Below are 19,981 nucleotides of genomic sequence, written 5' to 3'. Positions count from 1 at the left end.
TGACGATGAACGAGTATTCCACCCCCCGCATCCAGGGCTTCCATGCTCACGTCTATTTCGATGCGCAGAGCATCGAGCGAGCCCGCGCCCTTTGCGAAGAGGCGGCGCGGCGCTTTCCGCTGAAGATGGGGCGGGTCCATGAGCGGCCGGTAGGGCCGCATCCGGACTGGAGCTGCCAGCTGGCATTCGCTCCCGAGGTGTTCGGCGAGCTGGTGCCCTGGCTGGCCATCCATCGGCAGGACCTGGTGGTGTTCATCCACCCGGTCACCGGCAACGATCTGCTCGACCATCGCGACCGAGCCATCTGGATGGGAGCCATTCGCCCGCTGGACCTGTCGATCCTGGACGAAGGCCCGCAACGCTATGACTTCGCCGTGCCTTGAGGCGCGGTCATCGTCATCCAGTCGTGCAGTTCGCATTGCAGCTCGCCCAGTGCCGTCACCAGGTCGTCGACGGCATCGGCGAGCTTGCGCACGGAGCTTTCGCCGCAGGCGATCTCCAGTTGGTGGCAGGCGCGTTCCACGGCGTGGGCGTGGATCAGCGAGGCCATGCCCGCCAGGCGGTGCGCCAGCTCGTTGAGTTCCTGGGTCTGCTCGCGCTCCTGGGCGCGCCGCAGCTTGCGGGTGTCTTCGTTGTTGCTGGTCATCAGCTGCGCGACGAGCAGGCGGCTGATCTCCGGTTGGTTGGCGCGGTCGCCCAGGGCGGCGGTCAGGTCGAACGTTCGCATGGGATCCTCAGATCAGCTCGTGGCGGCGGGCGAAATCGATCAGGCCGGCCAGGGAATGGGCGTTGAGTTTCAGCATGATGCGTGACTTGTAGGTGCTCACGGTTTTCTCGCTGAGGAACAGCTGCTGGGCGATGGCCTTGTTGGTATTGCCGTTGGCCAGGTACTGCAGCACGGTCATCTCGCGGTCGGAAAGGCTTTCCAGCATGCGGGCCTCGTTGTCGCGGCTCTGCTGGTTGATGCTGCGCAACGCCCCGGTGGGGAAGTGGATGTAGCCGGCCAGCACGGCCTTGGCGGCGAGCAGCAGCTCGGAGAGGTTTTCCCTTTTGCTGACGAAGCCCATGGCGCCGGCCTGCAGGCAGCGCGGGGCGAACTGCGCCGGATTCTGCCGGGTCAGGACCAGGACCTTGGTGTCCAGCTTCAGGGACTTCAGGCGGGCTATCACTTCGAGACCGTCGATCTTGGGGATGCCGATGTCCAGGATGGCCAGGTCGGGAGACTTCTTGCGGGCTACCTGCAGGGCTTCGGCACCGTTGTCGGCCTCGCCGACGATGGTGAAACCGTCGCGCTCGAACAGCAAGCGCACGGCCAGGCGGATAGCGGGATGATCATCGACGATCAGCACCTTACTCATGCGAACCTTCTTTGAATGCGTTGGCTATTTGGGTGAGGCGCTATTCAAGGCTTCGGCAGAGTCGGCGGACAATAAGACGTTTCTGAAAGTGACCGTGAATTTTTCCTCACGGTTCTGGCAGCGTGCAACGCAAGGCCAGGCGCAGCGGGTTGCCTGCGCCTGGCGAATGCCGCTGTCAGGGTCTGTCAGCGTGCGTTGCGCACGCCTTCGGCCAGCTCGCCGCACAGGGCGAGGACATCCTTGACCGCCTGGGCATTGTCGCGGGCCTTGGCGATCCGGTCGATCAGCGCCGAGCCGACCACCACGCCGTCGGCCAACCGCGCGACCGCGGCGGCGTGTTCGGCGCTGCGGATGCCGAAGCCGATACCGATCGGCAGGTCGGTATGCCGGCGCAGGCGCGCCACCGCTTCCTCGACGTGTTCCAGGGTCGCCGCGTTGGCGCCGGTGACGCCGGCCACCGACACGTAGTAGACGAACCCGGAACTGCCTTCTAGCACCGTCGGCAGGCGCTGGTCGCCGGTGGTCGGGGTGGTCAGGCGGATGAAGTCGATGCCGGCGGCCTGGGCCGGGTGGCAGAGGTCTTCGTTGTGCTCCGGCGGCAGGTCGACCACGATCAGGCCGTCCACCCCCACCTCCTTCGCCTCGGCGATGAAGCGTTCGACGCCGTAGTGGTGGATCGGGTTGAAGTAGCCCATCAGCACCAGGGGCGTCTCGCTGTCGCCGCTGCGGAATTCGCGGACCATCTGCAACGTCCTGGCCAGGGTCTGGCCGCCGTCGAGGGCGCGGATGTTGGCCAACTGGATGGCCGGGCCGTCCGCCATCGGATCGGTGAACGGCATGCCCAGTTCGATCACGTCGGCTCCGGCCGCCGGCAGGCCTTTGAGGATTTCCAGGGAAGACGCGTAGTCCGGGTCGCCGGCGGTGACGAAGGTCACCAGGGCGGCGCGGTTTTCCTGCTTGAGCTGGGCGAAGCGGGTCTGCAGGCGGCTCATGCTTTCGACTCCTGTTGCATGTGGTGCATGACGGTCTGCATGTCCTTGTCGCCGCGACCGGACAGGTTCACCACCATGATGTGCTCCTTGGGCAGGCTGGGCGCACGCTTGAAGACCTCGGCCAGGGCATGGGAGCTTTCCAGTGCCGGGATGATGCCTTCGAGGCGGCAGCAGGTGTGGAAGGCCTCCAGGGCTTCGTCGTCGGTGATCGAGGTGTACTCGACGCGGCCGGTGTCGTGCAGCCAGGCGTGTTCCGGGCCGATGCCGGGATAGTCGAGGCCGGCGGAGATGGAGTGTGCGTCGATGATCTGGCCATCCGCGTCCTGCAGCAGGAAGGTGCGGTTGCCGTGCAGCACGCCGGGAACCCCGCCGTTCAGGCTGGCCGCGTGCTTGCCGGTGTCGATGCCGTGGCCGGCGGCTTCCACGCCGACGATCTGCACCCCGGCGTCGTCGAGGAACGGGTGGAACAGGCCCATGGCGTTGGAGCCGCCGCCGATGCAGGCGACCAGCGAATCGGGCAGGCGCCCTTCCTTCTCGGCCAGTTGCTCGCGGGTTTCCTTGCCGATCACCGCCTGGAAGTCGCGGACCATCGCCGGGTACGGATGCGGGCCGGCGACCGTGCCGATCAGGTAGAAGGTGCTATCGACGTTGGTCACCCAATCGCGCAGCGCCTCGTTCATGGCGTCCTTCAGGGTACCGGTACCGGCGGTCACCGGGATCACCTCGGCGCCCAGCAGCTTCATGCGGAAGACGTTGGCCTGCTGCCGGTCGATGTCGGTGGTGCCCATGTAGATCACGCACTGCAGGCCGAAGCGCGCGGCGACGGTGGCGGTGGCCACGCCGTGCATGCCGGCGCCGGTCTCGGCGATGATGCGTTTCTTGCCCATGCGCCGGGCCAGGAGGATCTGGCCGATGCAGTTGTTGATCTTGTGCGCGCCGGTATGGTTCAGCTCCTCGCGCTTGAGGTAGATCTTCGCCCCGCCGCAGTGCTCGGTCAGGCGCTCGGCGAAGTACAGCGGGCTCGGCCGACCGACGTAGTCGCGCTGGAAGTAGGCCAGTTCCTCCTGGAACGCCGGGTCGTCCTTGGCCTTCTCGTACTCGCGGGCGAGGTCGAGGATCAGCGGCATCAGGGTCTCGGCGACGTACTGGCCGCCGAAGCGGCCGAACAGGCCCTTTGCGTCGGGGCCGTTGCGATAGGAAGTCATGGAGGGCTCCAGGAAATGACGTATGGGCAGAATCTAATCCCCCCGCCGGGTAAAAGAAACCGATAAGATTGCGCAAACCTGTCAGGAAAACTCACGAATAGCCATGAGCCGCGACCTCCCTTCCCTGAATGCCCTGCGCGCTTTCGAAGCCGCTGCCCGGTTGCACAGCATCAGCCTGGCGGCCGAGGAACTGCACGTTACACATGGCGCCGTGAGCCGGCAGGTGCGGTTGCTCGAGGACGATCTCGGGGTGGCCCTGTTCGGCAAGGATGGACGCGGCGTAAAACTCACCGATTCCGGCGTTCGCCTGCGTGACGCCTGCGGCGATGCGTTCGAGCGACTGCGTGGCGTCTGTGCCGAGCTGCGCCGGCAGACCGCCGAGGCCCCGTTCGTCCTCGGCGTACCCGGCAGCCTGCTGGCGCGCTGGTTCATCCCGCGGCTGGACCAGCTCAACCGTGCCCTCCCCGACCTGCGCCTGCAACTGTCCACCAGCGAGGGCGAGTTCGATCCGCGTCGTCCCGGCCTGGACGCCATGCTCTGGTTCGCCGAGCCGCCCTGGCCGGCGGACATGCAGGTCTTCGAACTGGCGCCCGAGCGCATGGGCCCGGTGGTCAGCCCGCGCCTGGCGCAGGAAACCGGCCTGGCCCAGGCGCCCGCCGCGCGGCTGTTGCAGGAGCCGCTGCTGCATACCGCCTCGCGACCCCAGGCCTGGCCGGCCTGGGCCGCGAGCCAGGGGCTGGCGGCGGAGGCGCTGCGCTATGGCCAGGGGTTCGAGCATCTCTACTACCTGCTGGAAGCGGCGGTGGCGGGCCTCGGCGTGGCCATCGCCCCGGAGCCGCTGGTCCGCGACGATCTCGCCGCGGGCCGCCTGGCGGCGCCCTGGGGCTTCATCGAGACCGATGCGCGCCTGGCCCTGTGGGTACCGGCACGCCTCCACGATCCGCGTGCCGGGCGCCTGGCGCAATGGTTGCGGGAGCAGTTGGCAGGCTGAGCGCTGGCGATTTGCTGCACTTTTCCGGCTCGGCTAGTGTCCATTGAACAGAGGCGCCCGTCGGGCGCGAAGAACCAGGCATCGTCCGGGGAGAGAGTTCATGTCCAATCACCACACCTACAAGAAGATCGAACTGGTCGGCTCGTCCAAGACCAGCATCGAGGACGCCATCAACAACGCCCTCGCCGAAGCGGCGAAGAGCATCCAGCATCTGGAATGGTTCGAGGTGGTGGATACCCGCGGGCACATCGAGAACGGCGCCGTCGGCCATTACCAGGTGACCCTGAAAGTAGGGTTCCGTATCGCCAATAGCTGATGGCACCCTGGAAACCTGTCCACGATCGCCTGCGCCCTGGAAAGGCCGCCGTGTCTTTCCGCTTCGCCGGATCATGCACAGGCTATGAGGGCGGCGTGCCTCCATGGGCGGCGCGCTCGTCTCAACCTTGCCGCATTTGGCAAGCCTGACCCGTTCGGGTCTTCATCCATGCAACGAGGGAATGTGTTCATGAAGAAGTTGATGTTGGCAGTCGGCCTGTTTGCCGTGGCGGGCAGCGCATTCGCCGCCAAGCCCTGTGAGGAACTGAAAGCCGAGATCGATGCGAAGATCAAGGCCAACGGCGTTCCTGCCTACACCCTGGAAATCGTCGACAAGGGCAGCGTCACCGACAAGAAGGTAGTCGGCACCTGCGACGGCGGCACCAAGGAAATCGTCTACCAGCGCGGCTGATGCAGCGCCTGCGACGAGCAGTATCCGGGGCCGGCTTTCCCATGGGAGCCGGCCCTTTCTTTTTGCCGCGATGAGTACCCTGCCAACGATGGGTCTTGTTGCAGCTCGTCGAGAAAGCGTGCCATCTAACGGATTAATCCCAAAGTCTGTGTTAGGTTTTTCGGCACGCCCAGATGGCCTTGTGCCTTACTTCCGGATTGTCCGACTCATGGAAGACGGATTTCGGAATATTCCTGCTTACCCGCTGTAGCCGCTGGGCCAACATCGCGCCTTTCTGTATTTCAAGGAATGAAATCGTGGCTCTCCATCGCCTGGCCTTTATCTTCCTGTGCCTGCCGCTCATGGCCAGCGCCGCCCCCTTCACCTCCCCCGGCGACCGCGACCTGATCCGCGACCGCCAGCAGCGCCTGCTGGACGAACAGCGCAAGCGCCTGGAGGAACTCCAGCAACTGCCCGGCAAGGGAGCGCCCGCCGCTGCGGATGCCTCCGGCGACGACGAGCGCTGCTTCGAGATCCGCCGCATCGAGCTGGAGGGCGCCGGGCACCTCGGCGAAAGCGCGCGTCGCCAACTGCTGGCGCCCTACCAGGGGCGCTGCCTGGGCGTCGGCCAGCTCAATGCGCTGCTCAAGGCCGTCACCGACCATTACCTGGATCGCGGCTACGTCACCACCCGCGCCTACCTGCCACAGCAGGACCTGGCCTCCGGGACCCTGCGCATCATCGTCGTCGAAGGCCGCCTGGAGGGCCTGGACAGCTCCGCGCTGGCCAGCCCGCGCGAACTGACGATGAGCTTTCCGGGCAGGACCGGCGAGTTGCTCGACCTGCGCGAGCTGGAGCAACTGGTCGACCAGTTGAGCCGCCTGCCGTCGCGCCAGGCGCAACTGGAGCTGGTGCCCGGCAGCGAGGTCGGCGGCAGCCGGGTGCGTCTCAAGGGCGAGCGCGACAAGCCCTGGCGGGTCTCCGCCACGCGCAACAACGACGGCGACGTCAGCACCGGCGAGCAGCAGATGGGCCTGGGCCTGGACTGGGACAGCCCGCTGGGCCTGGCCGACCAGCTCAACCTGCGCGCCAACCGCGACGCGGTGACCGACCGCTGGCGCCATTCCGACAGCCAGAGCCTGTTCTACAGCCTGCCCTGGGGCTGGTGGACCTTCACCTACGGCTACAGCCAGAGCGACTACCGCACGCGCAACGAGGCCAGCGGCTTCCCCTTCAAGCTCGATGGCGACAGCCGCAGCCACCAGTTCCGCGCCGAACGCGTGCTGCACCGCGACGGTGTGAGCAAGACCGCCATGAGCCTGGGGCTCAGCCACCAGCGCACCAACAACTATGTCGAAGACACCCGCCTGGAAGACCAGAGCACGCGGATCACCGAGACCCAGCTCGGCTTCAACCATGGCCGGCGGATCGGCAGTGGCTTCGTCAACCTCGACCTCGGCTGGCAGCAGGGCATCGGCGCCCTTGGCGCGCAGGGTCGCGGCCACCCGCACGCGGGCGATCCGAATGCGCGCTACGACAAGTACAGCCTGACCCTCAGCTACCTGCAGCCGTTCCAGCTATGGGGTGAGCGCTTCAGCTTCGACAGCCTGGCCACCGGGCAAAGGAGCGAGGACGTGCTGTTCAGCCCGCAGCGCATCAGCCTCGGCGGCAACAGATCGGTGCGCGGCTTCAAGGACCAGACCCTGACCGGCGACAGCGGCGGCTACTGGCGCAACCAGTTGCGCTGGCGGCGTGCGGTGGAATGGGCGCCGCTGCGGCCCTGGCTGCAGGAATACGGCGTGGCCTTCGCCTACGACGTCGGCGTGATCCGCCACGACCGCTACAACGACGGCGCCAGCGGGCGCATGAGCGGCAACGCCATCGAACTGGATGCCCGCGGCCGCTATTTCGCCGCCAGCGTCGGCTTCGCCCGCTCGCTGGAGCGGCCCAGCGCCATCGAGCGGCGCGAGCACCCGATCTATTTCCGGGTCGACGCGTTCTTCTGAAGACGCGGCGACCTCCTGAACGCTTTAGGAAAGCGCCTACCTGCATCGAGGCCCTTTCCTTGGAAAACCTTGCTTAACCTCGCCGGGCCCCTACCCGCCAAGGAGTAACGATATGGACATCCGCAGCCCGCTGAACCAGTGCATCGCCCTGTCCCTGGCCGGCATCCTGTTCCTCAACCCGATCGTCGCCGCGGCGGCGGGGCTGGCGCTGGACAAGGCCGCCGGCGGCAACACCGGCCTGAGCCAGGCGGGCAACGGCGTGCCCGTCGTCAATATCGCCACGCCCAACGGCGCCGGGCTGTCGAACAACCATTTCCGCGACTACAACGTCGGCGCCAACGGGCTGATCCTCAACAACGCTACCGGCAAGACCCAGGGTACCCAGCTCGGCGGGATCATCCTCGGCAACCCCAACCTCAAGGGCCAGGCGGCGCAGGTGATCCTCAACCAGGTCACCGGCGGCAACCGCAGCACCCTGGCCGGCTACACCGAGGTGGCCGGGCAGTCGGCGCGGGTGATCGTCGCCAACCCGCACGGCATCACCTGCCAGGGCTGCGGCTTCATCAACACGCCGCGCGCGACCCTCACCACCGGCAAGCCGATCATGGACGGCCAGCGCCTGGAGCGCTTCCAGGTGGATGGCGGCGACATCGTCGTCGAAGGCGCCGAACTGAACGTCGGCAACCTCGAACAGTTCGACCTGATCACCCGCAGCGCCAAGCTCAACGCCAAGCTCTACGCGAAGAACCTCAACATCGTCACCGGCCGCAACGACGTCCAGGCCGACAGCCTGCAGGCCACGCCGCGCGCCGCCGATGGCAGCGAGAAGCCACAGCTGGCGATCGACAGCTCGGCGCTGGGCGGGATGTATGCCGGGGCGATCCGCCTGGTCGGCACCGAGCAGGGCGTGGGGGTGAAGCTGGCCGGCGACATGGCCGCCAGCGGCGGCGACATCCGCATCGACGCCAGCGGCAAGCTGAGCCTGGCCCAGGCCTCCAGCCAGGGCGACCTGAAGATCGCGGCCCAGGCCGTGGAGCTGAACGGCAAGACCTACGCCGGTGACAGCGCCGAGATCCGCAGCGCGGAGGAACTGGTCAACCGGCAGAGCCTGGCGGCGCGCGAACGCATCGCGCTGGAGGCGGCGCATATCGACAACGCCGGGGTGATCGAAGCCGGCGTCGAGCCAGACGAGCGACGCAACGCGCGCGGCGACCTCGAGCTGCGCAGCGGCACCCTGCGCAACGCCGGCAGCCTGGTGGCCAGCCGCGCGCTGGAAGCGAAGGCGAGCCAGGCGCTGGACAACCAGGGCGGCAGCCTGAAGGGGGCGACCGTCCGGGTCGACGCCGGGCACCTGAACAACCGTGGCGGCAAGCTGCTCGCCGAGGGCGAACTGCGGGTCGAGGCGAGCAGCCTGGACAACCGCCAGGACGGCCTGTTGCAGAGCCGGGACCGCGCCGTGGTCAAGACCCGTGGCGATCTCGACAACCGTGGCGGCCAGGTGATCGGCCTGAACGATCTGGAGGTCGGTGCGGCGACGCTCGACAACGGCCAGCAAGGCCTGCTCGGCAGCCAGCAGTCCACCCGCGTCAGCGCCCAGGCGCTGGTCAACCGGGGGGATGGCGAAGTCTCCGGCAAGCGCGTCGAGGCCCGCGTCGGCAGCCTCGACAATCGCGGCGGCAAGCTGATCGGCGACGACCTGCTGGTGGTCGCCAGCGGTGCCATCGACAACCGCCTCGGCTTGTTCTCCGCGGCCAACCGCCTCGACCTGCGGGCGCGCAGCCTGGACAACAGCGGCAAGGGCACGCTGAGCAGCCGGGGCGGCCTGGAGGTCAGCCTCGGCGGCCTGCTGGACAACCGCGATGAAGGCAACCTGCTCAGCCAGGGCGCGCAGCGCGTGACGGTGGGGCAACTGGACAACCGCGCCGGCGGCCTGCTGTCGAGCCGCAGCGAGTTGAACGTCCACGGCGCCAGCCTGGACAACCGTGGCGGCGTGCTGGTGGCCGACGCCGGCCTGAGCGCCACGGGAGGCGCCTTCGACAACCGCGACGGCGGCAGCGCCAGCGGCAAGGCTGGCGTGCGCGTGGAGGTCGCCAGCCTGCGCAACGACCAGGGTGGCAAGCTGCTCAGCGATGGCCGCCTGGACCTCGCAGCGAACGCCGTCGGCAACGCCGGAGGGCGTATCGCCGCCAAGGGCGACCTGCAGGCGACGCTTGGCAGCCTGGCCCAGCAAGGTGGCGAACTGGTCAGCGAAAAGACCCTGAAGGTCGCGGCCGACACGCTCGACAACAGCCAGTCCGGGCTGATCGCCGCGAATGGCGGCATCGCTATCGAGGCGCGGCAGGTCGACAACCGCGCCGGCGAGATTTCCAGCACCTCGAAGGTCGCCGTGAACGCCCGCGAGCAACTGGACAACCGCGGCGGCAAGGTCATCGGCGACAGCGGCCTGCGCCTCACCGTGCAGCGCCTGCTGAACCAGGCCAAGGGGGTGCTGGCCGGGCGCGACGGCCTGAGTCTGGACGGCGGCGAACTGTTCAACGGCGACGGCGGTCGGCTCGACAGCCAGAACGGCCTGAGCGTGAGCCTCGGCGGCGTGCTGCACAACCAGGGCGGCGCGCTGGTCAGCGAAGGCAGCCTGACGGCGCGCGCCGCGCGCCTGGACAACCGTGGCGGAACCTTCTCCAGCGCCGGTGCGCTGGCGCTGACCAGCCAGGCCGCGCTGGACAACCAGGGCGGCAGGCTGCTCAGCGATGCCGGCGTGACGCTGAAGGGCGCCAGCCTCGACAACAGCCGTTCCGGCGTGATCAGCGCCAAGGGCGCGGTGGATATCCGCACCGGCGTGCTGGACAACAGCCGCAACGGCGGCATCGGCAGCAACGCCGGCATCACCCTGGTGGCCGCCCGGCTGGACAACGGCCAGCAGGGCCGGGTCAGCGCCAAGGGCCTGCTCGACGCCAACCTGAAAGGCCTCGACCAGCGCGGAGGCGGCGTTCTGGTCAGCGAAACCGGCGTCACCCTCGACCTCAATGGCGGCACGCTGGTCAACCGCGACGGCGGCCTGATCGCCACGCCCGGCGCGCTGCTGCTGCGCCAGCTCGGCGCGGTGGACAACGGCGCCGGCGGGGAAATCTCCAGCGACCGCGCCTTCACCCTCGCCGCCGCCAGCCTGGACAACCGTGGCGGGCGCCTGATCGGCGCCGCCAGCCTGACCCTGCGCATCGCCCAGGCCCTGGACAACAGCCTGGCCGGGGTGATCTCCGGCGCCGCCGGCCTGGACATCGCGGCCGCTCGCCTGGACAACAGCGCCAAGGGCACCCTGGCCAGCCGCGCCGGCATCGACCTGCGCGTCGACGGCGCGCTGGACAACCACGCCGAAGGCACCGTCTCCGGCGCCCGCCTGACGCTCGCCAGCGCCTCGCTGGACAACAGCGGCAAGGGCCTGCTCTCTGGCGACTCCGGCCTGACCGTCGTCACTGGCGCGCTGGACAACGCTGAGGGTGGCCAACTGATCAGCCAGGGCGTGCTGGACGTCAGCAGCGCCGACCTCGACAACCGTGGCGGCGCCCTCAGTGGCAAGCAGTCGCTGCGCCTGAGCGCCGCCAACCTGGACAACCGTGGCGGCCTGCTCACCAGCGACGGCGAACTGGAACTGACGGCAGGGCGCGTCGATTCCGCCGACGGCGGCGAAATCTCCGCCCGGGGCGACCTGCGCCTGACGGTCGAGCGCCTGGTGCAACGCCAGGGCCGGCTGGTCGGCGAGCGCGGCGTCAGTCTCGACCTGCGGGGTGGCGACCTGGATAACCAGGGCGGCCTGATCAGTGCCCGCGGCCCGCTGAGCATCGAGCGGCTGAACGTCCTCGACAACCGCCAGGGCGGCGAGATTTCCAGCCAGCAGGGCTTCGAGCTGCTGGCCAGGCGCATCGACAACGGCCAGCAGGGGCGCATCATCAGCGCCGGGAAACTGCGCCTGGACGCCGACGCGCTGGGCAACGCCGGCGCCGGCCTGCTCTCCGGATGGCAGGGCCTGACGGTGACAGGCGGGAGCCTGGACAACAGCGCCGGCGGCACCCTTTCGAGCAAGGACGGCGAGCTGGCCATCAGCCTCGGCGGCGCGTTGGACAACCACGGCCAGGGCGCGCTGGTCAGCAAGGGCGCGCAACGGATCGACGCCGCCAGCCTGGATAACGCCCAGGGCATCGTCTCCGGCGAAAGCGACGTGACCCTGAGCATCGCCGGGAAGCTGGACAACGGCCAGGGCGGCCTGGTCTCGGCGCAGCGCGCGCTGAGCTTCGAGCGCGACGATACGCTGCTGAACAACGCCGGCGGCCGGATCAACGGCGGCAGCCTGCTGCTCAAGGGCGCCAGCCTGGATAACAGCGACGGCCAGTTGATCAGCCAGGGCCGGCTCGACGCCATCCTCGGCGGCGCCCTGGTCAACACCGGCGCGGCGCGCCTGGCCAGCGGCGGCGACCTGCTGCTGCGCAGCGCCAGCGTCGACAACCGCGGCGGCAAGCTGGTCAGCCAGGGGCTGCTGGAGATCAGCGCCGGCAGCCTCGACAACAGCGCCTCCGGCACCCTCGCCAGCCAGGCCGACATGAGCCTGCGCCTGGTCGGCGGCGCCCTGCGCAACCAGCAGGACGGCCTGATCTTCAGCCAGGCCGGCGCCCTCGAGGTGCAGGCCGGCAGCCTGGACAACCGCCAGGGCACGCTCCAGGCCCAGGGTGACAACCGGCTGCGTATCGGCGGCGCGCTGGACAACCAGGGCGGCCGCCTGGACAGCCGGGCCGGCAACCTCGACCTGCAGAGCGGCAGCCTCGACAACGGCTCCGGCGGCGTGCTCAACAGCGCCAAGGGTTGGCTGAAGCTGGTCACCGGGCTGTTCGACAACAGCGCTGGCGTCACCCAGGCGCAGTCGCTGGAGATTCGCGCCGGGCAAGGCGTGCGCAACCAGCAGGGCCATCTCTCGGCGCTGGGCGGCGACAACCGCATCGTCACCGCCGACTTCGACAACCAGGGTGGCGGCCTCTACGCCAGCGGCCTGCTCAGCCTCGACGGCCAGCGTTTCCTCAACCAGGGCGCGGCGGCGGGCCAGGGCGGCAAGGTCGGCGCCGGGCGCATCGACTTCAGCCTGGCCGGCGCGCTGGCCAACCGCTTCGGCCAGTTGGAAAGCGAAAGCGAGCTGCACCTGCGCGCCGCCGCGATCGACAACAGCGGCGGCAGCCTGCGCGCCCTCGGCCGCAGCGGCAGCACGCGGCTGGTCGCTGGCGGCCTGAACAATGCCTACGGCGTGCTGGAAAGCGCCAACCAGGACCTCGACCTGCAACTGGGCAGCCTGGCCAACGCCGGCGGGCGCATCCTCCACACCGGCAACGGCACCTTCGGCCTGGATTCCGGGCAGGTGATCCGCGCCGGCGGCGAACTGACCACCAATGGCCTGCTGGACATCCGCGCCAGCGAATGGACCAACAGCAGCGTGCTGCAAGCCGGACGCCTGAACCTGGACATCGGCACCTTCCGCCAGACGGCCGAGGGCAAGCTGCTGGCGGTGCAGTCCTTCACTGGCCGCGGCGGCGACTGGAGCAACGACGGCCTGCTGGCCAGCGACGGCAGCTTCCGACTCGAGCTGAGCGGCGGCTACCGTGGCAACGGCCGCGCCACCAGCCTCGGCGACTTCGCCCTGAACGCCGCCAGCCTCGACCTCGGCAACGCCGCCAGCCTCGCCGGCGGCGCCAATGTCACGCTCGGCGCCGGCAACCTGCTGGTCAACCGTGGGCGGATCACCGCCGCCGGCGACCTCGTGGCCAGCGCCGCGAGCCTGAACAACTACGGCACCCTGGGCGGCGGCGGCAACCTGCGATTGAACGCGCCCGCCCTGCTCAACGAGCGCGGGTTGCTGTTCAGTGGCGCCGACATGACCCTGCGCGCCGGCGACATCACCAACCTCTACGGGGATGTGTACAGCCTCGGCAGGCTGGATATCGCCCGCGACGATGCCGGCAACCGTGCCGCCAGCCTGCGCAACCTTTCCGGGGTGATCGAGAGCGGCAAGGACTTCAGCCTGCGTGCCAGCCTGATCGAGAACCGTCGCGCCGTGCTGGAAAGCAAGTCGGGTCTGTACACCGCGAAGATGGAGCAGACCGCCTGCATCGAAGGCGTCAACGCGGGCGACTGCAGCGGCAAGCGCAACGCCATCTGGACCATCACCCAGCGCGACAAGACCGAGGTCACCGCCAGCAGCGCCATGGGGCAACTGCTGGCCGGAGGCGACTTCGCCATCGACGGCGGCACCCTGAACAACCTTTCCAGCCTGATCGGCAGCGGCGGCAACCTCACCGCCAACCTCGAAGTCCTCGACAACCAGGGCCTGGAAACCGGCGAGCTGGAAACCATCCGCGTGCTGCGTACCGCTCGCGGCGGCGATATCGGCGGCATCGACCAGAAGTCGCGCAACTTCACCAACCTCTACTGGTACCAGAGCGCCAACTTCGACCCGGCGCGCGCGGGCGAGATCCCCGCCGCGCTCAACGCGATCCTCAGCGACTGGTCCTTCGAGTACGAATTCCCGAGCAAGGGGCCGACCCCGATCAGCAGTGGCGACCAGTCCTACGCAGCGGTGATCCAGGCCGCCGGCGACGTCACGGTCAATGCCAGCACGCGCATCGACAACGGCGTCACCCGCCCCGGCTACACCTTCGTCGGCAGCGGCCGCCAGGTGGGCGACAGCGCGGTGGGCGGCAGCGGGGTTTCGGTGGTCGTGCCGCTGACCTCGCAACTGCCGCCCGACCTGGCGCGGCGCCAGGTCAACCCGGTTACCCTGCCCGGCTTCAGCCTGCCCCAGGGCGACAACGGCCTGTTCCGTCTCAGCTCGCGCTTCGCCGAGGACGGCAATGGCAGCGCCGCGCTCGGTGCCGGCGCCGACCGAACCCTGGGCGGTAGCGGCGTCTCGGTCGGCCAGCAAGGCGCCGGCAACGTCGCCGGTACCTGGCAGGGCCAGGGCGTGCGAGTCGACGGCCTGGCTGGCGCGGCCAACGTCCAGGGTCAGGGCGGCAGCACGCTCGGCGGTAGCCTGCCGGGCGTCGCCCGGGTCCAGGGCGTGCCCGGCAACGCCACGCCGAGCGCCAGCCACAAGTACCTGATCGAGACCAACCCGGCGCTCACCGAACTGAAGCAGTTCCTCAACTCGGACTACCTGCTCAGCGGCCTGGGCATGAACCCGGACGATAGCAAGAAGCGTCTCGGCGACGGTCTCTACGAGCAGCGGCTGATCCGCGACGCGGTGGTGGCGCGCACCGGCCAGCGCTACATCGACGGGCTGAGCAGCGACGAGGCGCTGTTCCGCTACCTGATGGACAACGCCATCGCTTACAAGGACCAACTGCACCTGCAACTGGGTGTGGGTCTGAGCGCGGAGCAGATGGCGGCGCTGACCCACGACATCGTGTGGCTGGAAGAGGTCGAGGTGAACGGCGAGAAGGTCCTCGCGCCGGTGGTCTACCTGGCCCAGGCGGAGGGTCGGCTGGCACCCAACGGTGCGCTGATCCAGGGCCGCGACGTGAAGCTGGTGAGCGGCGGCGACCTGCATAACGTCGGCACCCTGCGCGCGCGGAACGACCTCTCGGCGACGGCCGACAACCTCGACAACAGCGGCCTGATCGAGGCCGGCAAGCGCCTCGACCTGCTCGCCGGCGACTCGATCCGCAACCGCCAGGGCGGGGTCATCGCCGGGCGTGACGTGAGCCTCACCGCGCTGACCGGCGACGTGATCAACGAACGCAGCGTGACCCGCTACGACAGCGCGCTCGACGGCCGCACCTGGGAACGCAGCTTCGCCGACAGCGCCGCGCGGGTGGAGGCGGCGAACAGCCTGAACGTCCAGGCCGGACGCGACATCGCCAACCTCGGCGGGGTGCTGCAGAGCCGCGGCGACCTCAGCCTCGACGCCGGACGCGACGTCACCGTCGCCGCCGTCGAGGACCGCCAGGGCCAGACCCGCTGGAGCACGTCGCGGCTCCAGAGCGTGACCCAGCTCGGCGCCGAAGTCAGCGCCGGGCGGGACCTGAACGTCAGCGCCGGCCGCGACTTGACGGCGGTGGCCAGCACCCTCGAAGCGCGCCGCGACATCGCCCTCTCCGCCGGGCGCGACGTGACCCTGGCGGCGGCGGCGAACGAGGAGCACAGCTTCGCCACCGGCAAGAAGGTGACGGCGAAGAACGATCGGGTGGAACACCAATCGACCGTGGTCAGCGCCGGCGGCGATCTCAGCGTGCAAGGCGGCAATGACGTGACCTTCGTTGCCAGTCAGGCGAAGGCCAGCAACGAGGCCTATCTGTACGCCGGCAACGACCTCAATCTGCTGGCGGCTCACGACGAAAGCTATTCCTACTACTCGAAGAAGAAAAAAGGCTCGTTCGGGCGCAGCAGTAGCCGGATGAGCGAGAGCGAAGCCAGTACCGTGGTGTCGTCGTCGATCCAGGCGGGACAAGGGGCGGAACTGGTCGCCAAGCGTGACGTCAACGTCGAGGCCTCTTCCGCCTCCAGCACGAAGGGCGAGCTGGCGGTCGTGGCGGGGCGCGATGTGAACCTCACGGCAGCTGAGAACAGCTACTCCAGCGTGTCCGCGAAATCCAAGTCCGGAGGCTTGGGGCTGTCATCCACCAGCAAGGCCAACGCCCAGTCCTCTTCCTACACCAGCGTTCAGGGCGCCACGTTGAGTGGCGATACCACCGTGGTGCAGGCGGGAAGGGACATCTCGGTGGCCGCCAGCAATGTGGTTTCTACCGGGAAGACTGCGCTGCGTGCCGGCAACGACATCATCATCGACAGCGTGGCGGAGACGTCGGAGTCGCATCGCAGCGAGTCGAAGAAGAAGTCCGGCCTGATGAGTTCCGGAGGGATCGGCATCACGCTCGGCACGGCGAAGAATGCCTCGACACAGGACACCCGTACCGTCGTCAACCAGGGCAGCACCATCGGCAGTGTGCTCGGCGATGTCGACATGCGGGCGGGCAAGAACCTGTCTATCACGGCTTCGGATGTGGTGGCCGGCAAGGACATCAACCTCGTCGGGCAGAACGTGAGCATTCTCGCTGCCGACAACCAGAACGTCAGCGAGCAGACCCGCAAGACCAGCAAGAGCGGCTTGACGCTGGCCTTGTCGGGAACGGTCGGTAGCGCAATCGACGCCACCTACCAGAATGCCAAGCAGGCCAGGAACGAAGACGACAGTCGCCTTTCCGCGTTGCAGGGGATCAAGGCCGGCTTGAGCGGCGTCCAGGCCTGGCAGGCAGCTCAGCAGAGCGGCGGCATGACGGGCGAGAACAGCGCGCAGTTCGTCGGCATCAGCGCTTCGCTGGGCTCGCAGAAGTCCAGCTCTCGGCAGCGCCAGGAGCAGCAGATCAGCCAGGGAAGCACGCTCACCGCCGGTGGCAACCTGAACATTATCGCCACGGGTTCCGGGGCTGTCGGCGAAGACGGCGACTTGCGCGTGCAAGGCAGCAAGCTGCAGGCTGGCAAGGACCTCCAACTGATCGCCAACCGCGACGTCGTGCTGGAAGCCGCGGCCAATACGCAGAAGCTCGATGGCAAGAACAAGAGCAGCGGCGGCGCTGTCGGGGTAAGCGTCGGCGTTGGTTCGGGCGAGGCTGGCATCAGCATTTTCGCCAACGCCAACAAGGGCGCCGGCAAGGAAATCGGCAACGGCACCACCTGGACCGAAACCACCCTGGACGCGGGCCAGAAGGCCAGCTTGGTCAGCGGGCGCGACACCACGCTGAAAGGGGTGCAGGTCAATGGTGAAAGCATCCTGGCGAAAGTGGGTCGTGACCTTACCCTGCAAAGCCTGCAGGATCGCGATTACTACGATTCCAAGCAGAAGAACGTCGGTGGTGGGGCGAGTTTGGCTATCGTTGGCCAGGGTGGCGGCGCCAACTTGAGTCTCAGCCAGAGCAAGCTGCATTCGAAGTACGACAGCGTGCAGGAGCAGACCGGGCTGTTCGCCGGCAAGGGCGGCTTCCAGGTGGAGGTGGGCAAGCACACGCAGCTGGATGGCAGCGTGATCGCCAGCACCGCCGAAGCCGAGAAGAATCGCCTGAGCACAGGCTCCTTGGGCTGGAGCGAGATCCGTAACAAGGCCGAGTACAAGAGCCAACTTCAGAGTGTCAGTGTCAGCAGCGCCAACGATGGCGCCGGTGCGTTCGTCAGCAACATGCCTAGCGGCATGCTCATTGCCTACAACCACGGCGATAGTGCCAGCGGTACCACGGGTTCGGCGATATCCGAAGGCACCCTGGAGGTTCGCGATCCGGCGCGCCAGCAACAGGATGTGGCGACGCTCAGCCGTGACCCGAGCCGCGCCAACGATAGCGTCAGTCCGATCTTCGACAAGGAGAAAGAGCAGAAGCGTCTGCAGCAGGTCCAACTGATCGGCGAGATCGGCACCCAGGCCATGGATATCCTGCGGACGCAGGGCCAACTCGACGCCGACAAGGCGGCGCGGGCCGAACTGGAAGCGCGGGGTATCTCCGCGCCGGACGCCGGCGCCAGCGAGCGGCAAGTCGAGGACTACCGCAAAGCGCTTCTGGGCACGAATGCCTACCAGGACATCATGGGCAAGTACGGCACCGGAGGCGACTACCAGAAGGCCGCCCAGGCGGTGACCGCAGCCTTGCAAGGGCTGGCCGGCGGCGACATTGGCTCGGCGTTGGCGGGAGCTTCCTCGCCCTATGTGGCGGGTGTGATCAAGCAGGTGGCAGGCGACAATGACACGGCGCGGATCATGGCCCACGCGGTTCTTGGCGCGGTGGTTGCGCAGGCCCAGGGCAATTCGGCTGCTGCGGGGGGCGCAGGAGCGGCGGGGAGCGAACTGGCGGCGCAGGTGATCAGCGAGCGACTGTACGGAACCCGGGACAGCTCGACGCTGAACGAAGCGCAGAAGCAGACTATCACCGCGCTGGCCAGCCTGGCCGGCGGATTGGCCGGCTCCGTTGTCGATGGGAGCAGCGGAGGAGCCATTGCCGGGGCCGCAGGCGGGAAGAACGCAACGGAAAACAACTTCCTTGGCGGCGGAACCCCGCCGGGCTTGATCAGCTATGGTCAGGCAGCGAGCTCCTTGACCGAGTACATGCGCAAGAACGGGGCGACAGCCGAGGAGATCACCCAGGCGCAACGTGATCTGGCCCAGGGACAGGGCTTCGATGGCGTACAGCCAGCGAATGAGTTCATCAAGGCCTGGGGCGAGGCCATGGTTGCGGAGGCTGCCGGCCTTGGGATTGTTGCGGGGTTGGGTAGGTTTGGGTTGTGGGTTGGGAAAGGGGCGGGAGAAACTGCCATAGCCGTTCCCGGTCGTGTCCAATCTCGTATAAATATTGCCAATGGCCGCACAGCAACTACACCGCTTCGCGATACCGGAAGGCCAGTATCTGCGGGGTTTGACCATGTTCTACAAGGGCATTTCGGAGTAGAGGTTTCCAACTCACGGTCTGTGTTCACTATCACTCCGAGTGAACTGAAGGATGTACTTCAGAGCAGCCCTGTTGTTAAGTCACCAGTTATGGCATTGCCTGATGGGCAATTCGTGAGGACCGTTGATGTAGGTAAAGTAATTGGCACTACCAATTTAAAGGATGGAGGAGTGCCCACCTCGGTATTAAAAATATTTACTGACAGAGCTGGTAATTTGATCACAACCTTCCCAATCAAGGCGGTGGATTAATTGAGCTATCTTCCAATACGTGTATGGACTGACTTTCAATCAGCTGTAAGACTGCTGAGCGCTGAGGCTTCTCCAAAAGAAGTTCTTGATTTAATTCTAAATTGGATAAAAAGGAATAGAAAATTTTTCCTGTCTGGCTCATTTGCTGTTTATGGGTTTGAGGAGTTCCTGGGTCTAAGTGGAGAGGAGATGCCTGTTAACTTTTCAAATTTTTCATCATCCGAGTTAGAGAATTTTAAGAAATTTACTTTCAAATATCAGGCTAAGGATGTGGACTATATTGCGCAATTTTTAAGAGATGTTATTGAGACTTTGATAACTGTAGAGGTTGATAAAAAATGTCCTAATTGTAATTCTGAAGGGATGCATGTCTTTATAGGGAAGTATAATAACCTAGTGGCTTATCAATGCAATGTGTGTGGGCACTCGCAATACTCGGACGGCTCAAAAGTAGAAGTCGGCGGTTTGGAGTTTATAACGGAGAGAAAGCTTCGAGATCTAAAGTTAATTTAAAATTTCATAAAGATGAATGATTTATTTTTCCTGCTCTAACTTCTGAGTATGGAGACATCCGCGATTCCTAGGCAAGGGCGAGGGCGCTGATGTCGAGTGAATCAGTTCTCTCAAAAAGTCGGAATTAAGTGTCGGGGTAATATGTCTAGTCATTATTAGTCACCGGCACCTGCTGCATCGAAAGTGGGTTTGTCACAAGAAAATTTTTCTCCGCATGATGACTAATGGAAGCCATGATTGACGATTCGATTTTTGAAAAAATTGATAATCTGATTGGCAGGTTGTCAGTCAGTAGGTCTACGGTAGATGAAAATGAGCTTTGCCGTGTTGCGAGGGTTTTGCCTGGCGATAGGGAGTTAGATGTTATAGAGAGGCTGAAAAACAAAGGGGACGTATTTATTTTTGCTGCTCTAAAGATAAAAGGCAGGTAGGTTTTCCCTGTTCAGTAATTTCTTGCTCTTTAAAAATTTACCTTTTCGATTTAGAAGAAGAGCACCGTGCAA

At 66.2% G+C, this 19,981-nt stretch carries 12 protein-coding genes; 8 read left to right on the top strand and 4 right to left on the bottom strand.

The genetic code is table 11. From position 1 onward, the window contains the following. The first annotated feature begins 5 nt into the window (after positions 1-5). On the top strand, positions 6-383 hold the full coding sequence (locus FHW81_RS20025; protein ID WP_003114635.1) for a DOPA 4,5-dioxygenase family protein: 378 nt from the start codon (positions 6-8) through the stop codon (positions 381-383). Here FHW81_RS20025 and FHW81_RS20020 read toward each other — a convergent pair. The 4 genes from FHW81_RS20020 to trpB all read right to left on the bottom strand — a co-directional run bounded on the left by FHW81_RS20020 (position 362) and on the right by trpB (position 3,555). Next, the gene (locus FHW81_RS20020) at positions 362-727 is read right to left on the bottom strand and encodes an Hpt domain-containing protein (protein WP_003097330.1); all 366 of its coding nucleotides are present in this window, start codon (positions 725-727) and stop codon (positions 362-364) included. The two genes, FHW81_RS20025 and FHW81_RS20020, sit on opposite strands and share 22 nt — an antisense overlap. Positions 728-734: 7 nt before the next feature. After that, a complete protein-coding gene (locus FHW81_RS20015; RefSeq protein WP_003111192.1) occupies positions 735-1,358 on the bottom strand; it encodes a response regulator transcription factor in 624 nt (207 codons plus the stop codon). A 185-nt stretch (positions 1,359-1,543) separates the two neighbouring features. Next, positions 1,544-2,350, bottom strand: a complete 807-nt coding sequence (trpA, locus tag FHW81_RS20010) for a tryptophan synthase subunit alpha (RefSeq protein ID WP_003115801.1) — start codon at positions 2,348-2,350, stop codon at positions 1,544-1,546. After that, a complete protein-coding gene (gene trpB, locus FHW81_RS20005; RefSeq protein ID WP_003097340.1) occupies positions 2,347-3,555 on the bottom strand; it encodes a tryptophan synthase subunit beta in 1,209 nt (402 codons plus the stop codon). The genes trpA and trpB overlap by 4 nt, the downstream gene beginning before the upstream one ends. A 103-nt stretch (positions 3,556-3,658) precedes the next feature. On the opposite strand from trpB, the gene trpI reads away from it, so the two are divergent. The 7 genes from trpI (at position 3,659) to FHW81_RS19970 (ending at position 19,909) form a co-directional block, all read left to right on the top strand. Further along, on the top strand, positions 3,659-4,546 hold the full coding sequence (gene trpI, locus FHW81_RS20000) for a trpBA operon transcriptional activator TrpI (RefSeq protein WP_003114633.1): 888 nt from the start codon (positions 3,659-3,661) through the stop codon (positions 4,544-4,546). Between the two features lie 100 nt (positions 4,547-4,646). Then, positions 4,647-4,862 carry a dodecin gene (locus FHW81_RS19995; RefSeq protein ID WP_003097345.1) on the top strand — a complete coding sequence of 72 codons (216 nt, stop codon included), beginning with the start codon at positions 4,647-4,649 and terminating at the stop codon, positions 4,860-4,862. Between the two features lie 183 nt (positions 4,863-5,045). After that, positions 5,046-5,273, top strand: coding sequence for a DUF1161 domain-containing protein (locus tag FHW81_RS19990; RefSeq protein WP_003097347.1), 228 nt, complete (start codon positions 5,046-5,048; stop codon positions 5,271-5,273). 296 nt (positions 5,274-5,569) lie between these two features. Then, the gene (gene tpsB2 / locus FHW81_RS19985) at positions 5,570-7,258 is read left to right on the top strand and encodes a two-partner secretion system transporter TpsB2 (protein WP_106120528.1); all 1,689 of its coding nucleotides are present in this window, start codon (positions 5,570-5,572) and stop codon (positions 7,256-7,258) included. Positions 7,259-7,370: 112 nt separating this feature from the next. Next, positions 7,371-18,965 (top strand): hemagglutinin repeat-containing protein, encoded by an 11,595-nt coding sequence (locus tag FHW81_RS19980; RefSeq protein ID WP_106120527.1) that lies wholly within the window; start codon positions 7,371-7,373, stop codon positions 18,963-18,965. Beyond that, complete coding sequence (locus FHW81_RS19975) at positions 18,966-19,478, top strand: hypothetical protein (protein ID WP_023874766.1); 513 nt, start codon at positions 18,966-18,968, stop codon at positions 19,476-19,478. It abuts the gene before it with no gap. Between the two features lie 224 nt (positions 19,479-19,702). After that, the gene (locus FHW81_RS19970; RefSeq protein ID WP_123809523.1) at positions 19,703-19,909 is read left to right on the top strand and encodes a hypothetical protein; all 207 of its coding nucleotides are present in this window, start codon (positions 19,703-19,705) and stop codon (positions 19,907-19,909) included. Positions 19,910-19,981: the final 72 nt, after the last annotated feature.

Origin of the sequence: Pseudomonas sp. RC10-4-2, assembly GCF_050433085.1 — a bacterium.
Classification (GTDB): Bacteria; Pseudomonadota; Gammaproteobacteria; order Pseudomonadales; family Pseudomonadaceae; genus Pseudomonas; species Pseudomonas aeruginosa.
The sequence above is the reverse complement of the archived record's forward strand: the minus strand, read 5'-3'. Positions and strand labels throughout refer to the sequence as shown.

Bases quoted from the DNA above. Each gene is read 5' to 3' on its own strand.
- FHW81_RS20025 (WP_003114635.1), top strand. From the start codon at position 6: ATGAACGAGTATTCCACCCCCCGCATCCAGGGCTTCCATGCTCACGTC.
- FHW81_RS20020 (WP_003097330.1), bottom strand. From the start codon at position 727: ATGCGAACGTTCGACCTGACCGCCGCCCTGGGCGACCGCGCCAACCAA.
- FHW81_RS20015 (WP_003111192.1), bottom strand. From the start codon at position 1,358: ATGAGTAAGGTGCTGATCGTCGATGATCATCCCGCTATCCGCCTGGCC.
- trpA (WP_003115801.1), bottom strand. From the start codon at position 2,350: ATGAGCCGCCTGCAGACCCGCTTCGCCCAGCTCAAGCAGGAAAACCGC.
- trpB (WP_003097340.1), bottom strand. From the start codon at position 3,555: ATGACTTCCTATCGCAACGGCCCCGACGCAAAGGGCCTGTTCGGCCGC.
- trpI (WP_003114633.1), top strand. From the start codon at position 3,659: ATGAGCCGCGACCTCCCTTCCCTGAATGCCCTGCGCGCTTTCGAAGCC.
- FHW81_RS19995 (WP_003097345.1), top strand. From the start codon at position 4,647: ATGTCCAATCACCACACCTACAAGAAGATCGAACTGGTCGGCTCGTCC.
- FHW81_RS19980 (WP_106120527.1), top strand. From the start codon at position 7,371: ATGGACATCCGCAGCCCGCTGAACCAGTGCATCGCCCTGTCCCTGGCC.
- FHW81_RS19970 (WP_123809523.1), top strand. From the start codon at position 19,703: ATGGAAGCCATGATTGACGATTCGATTTTTGAAAAAATTGATAATCTG.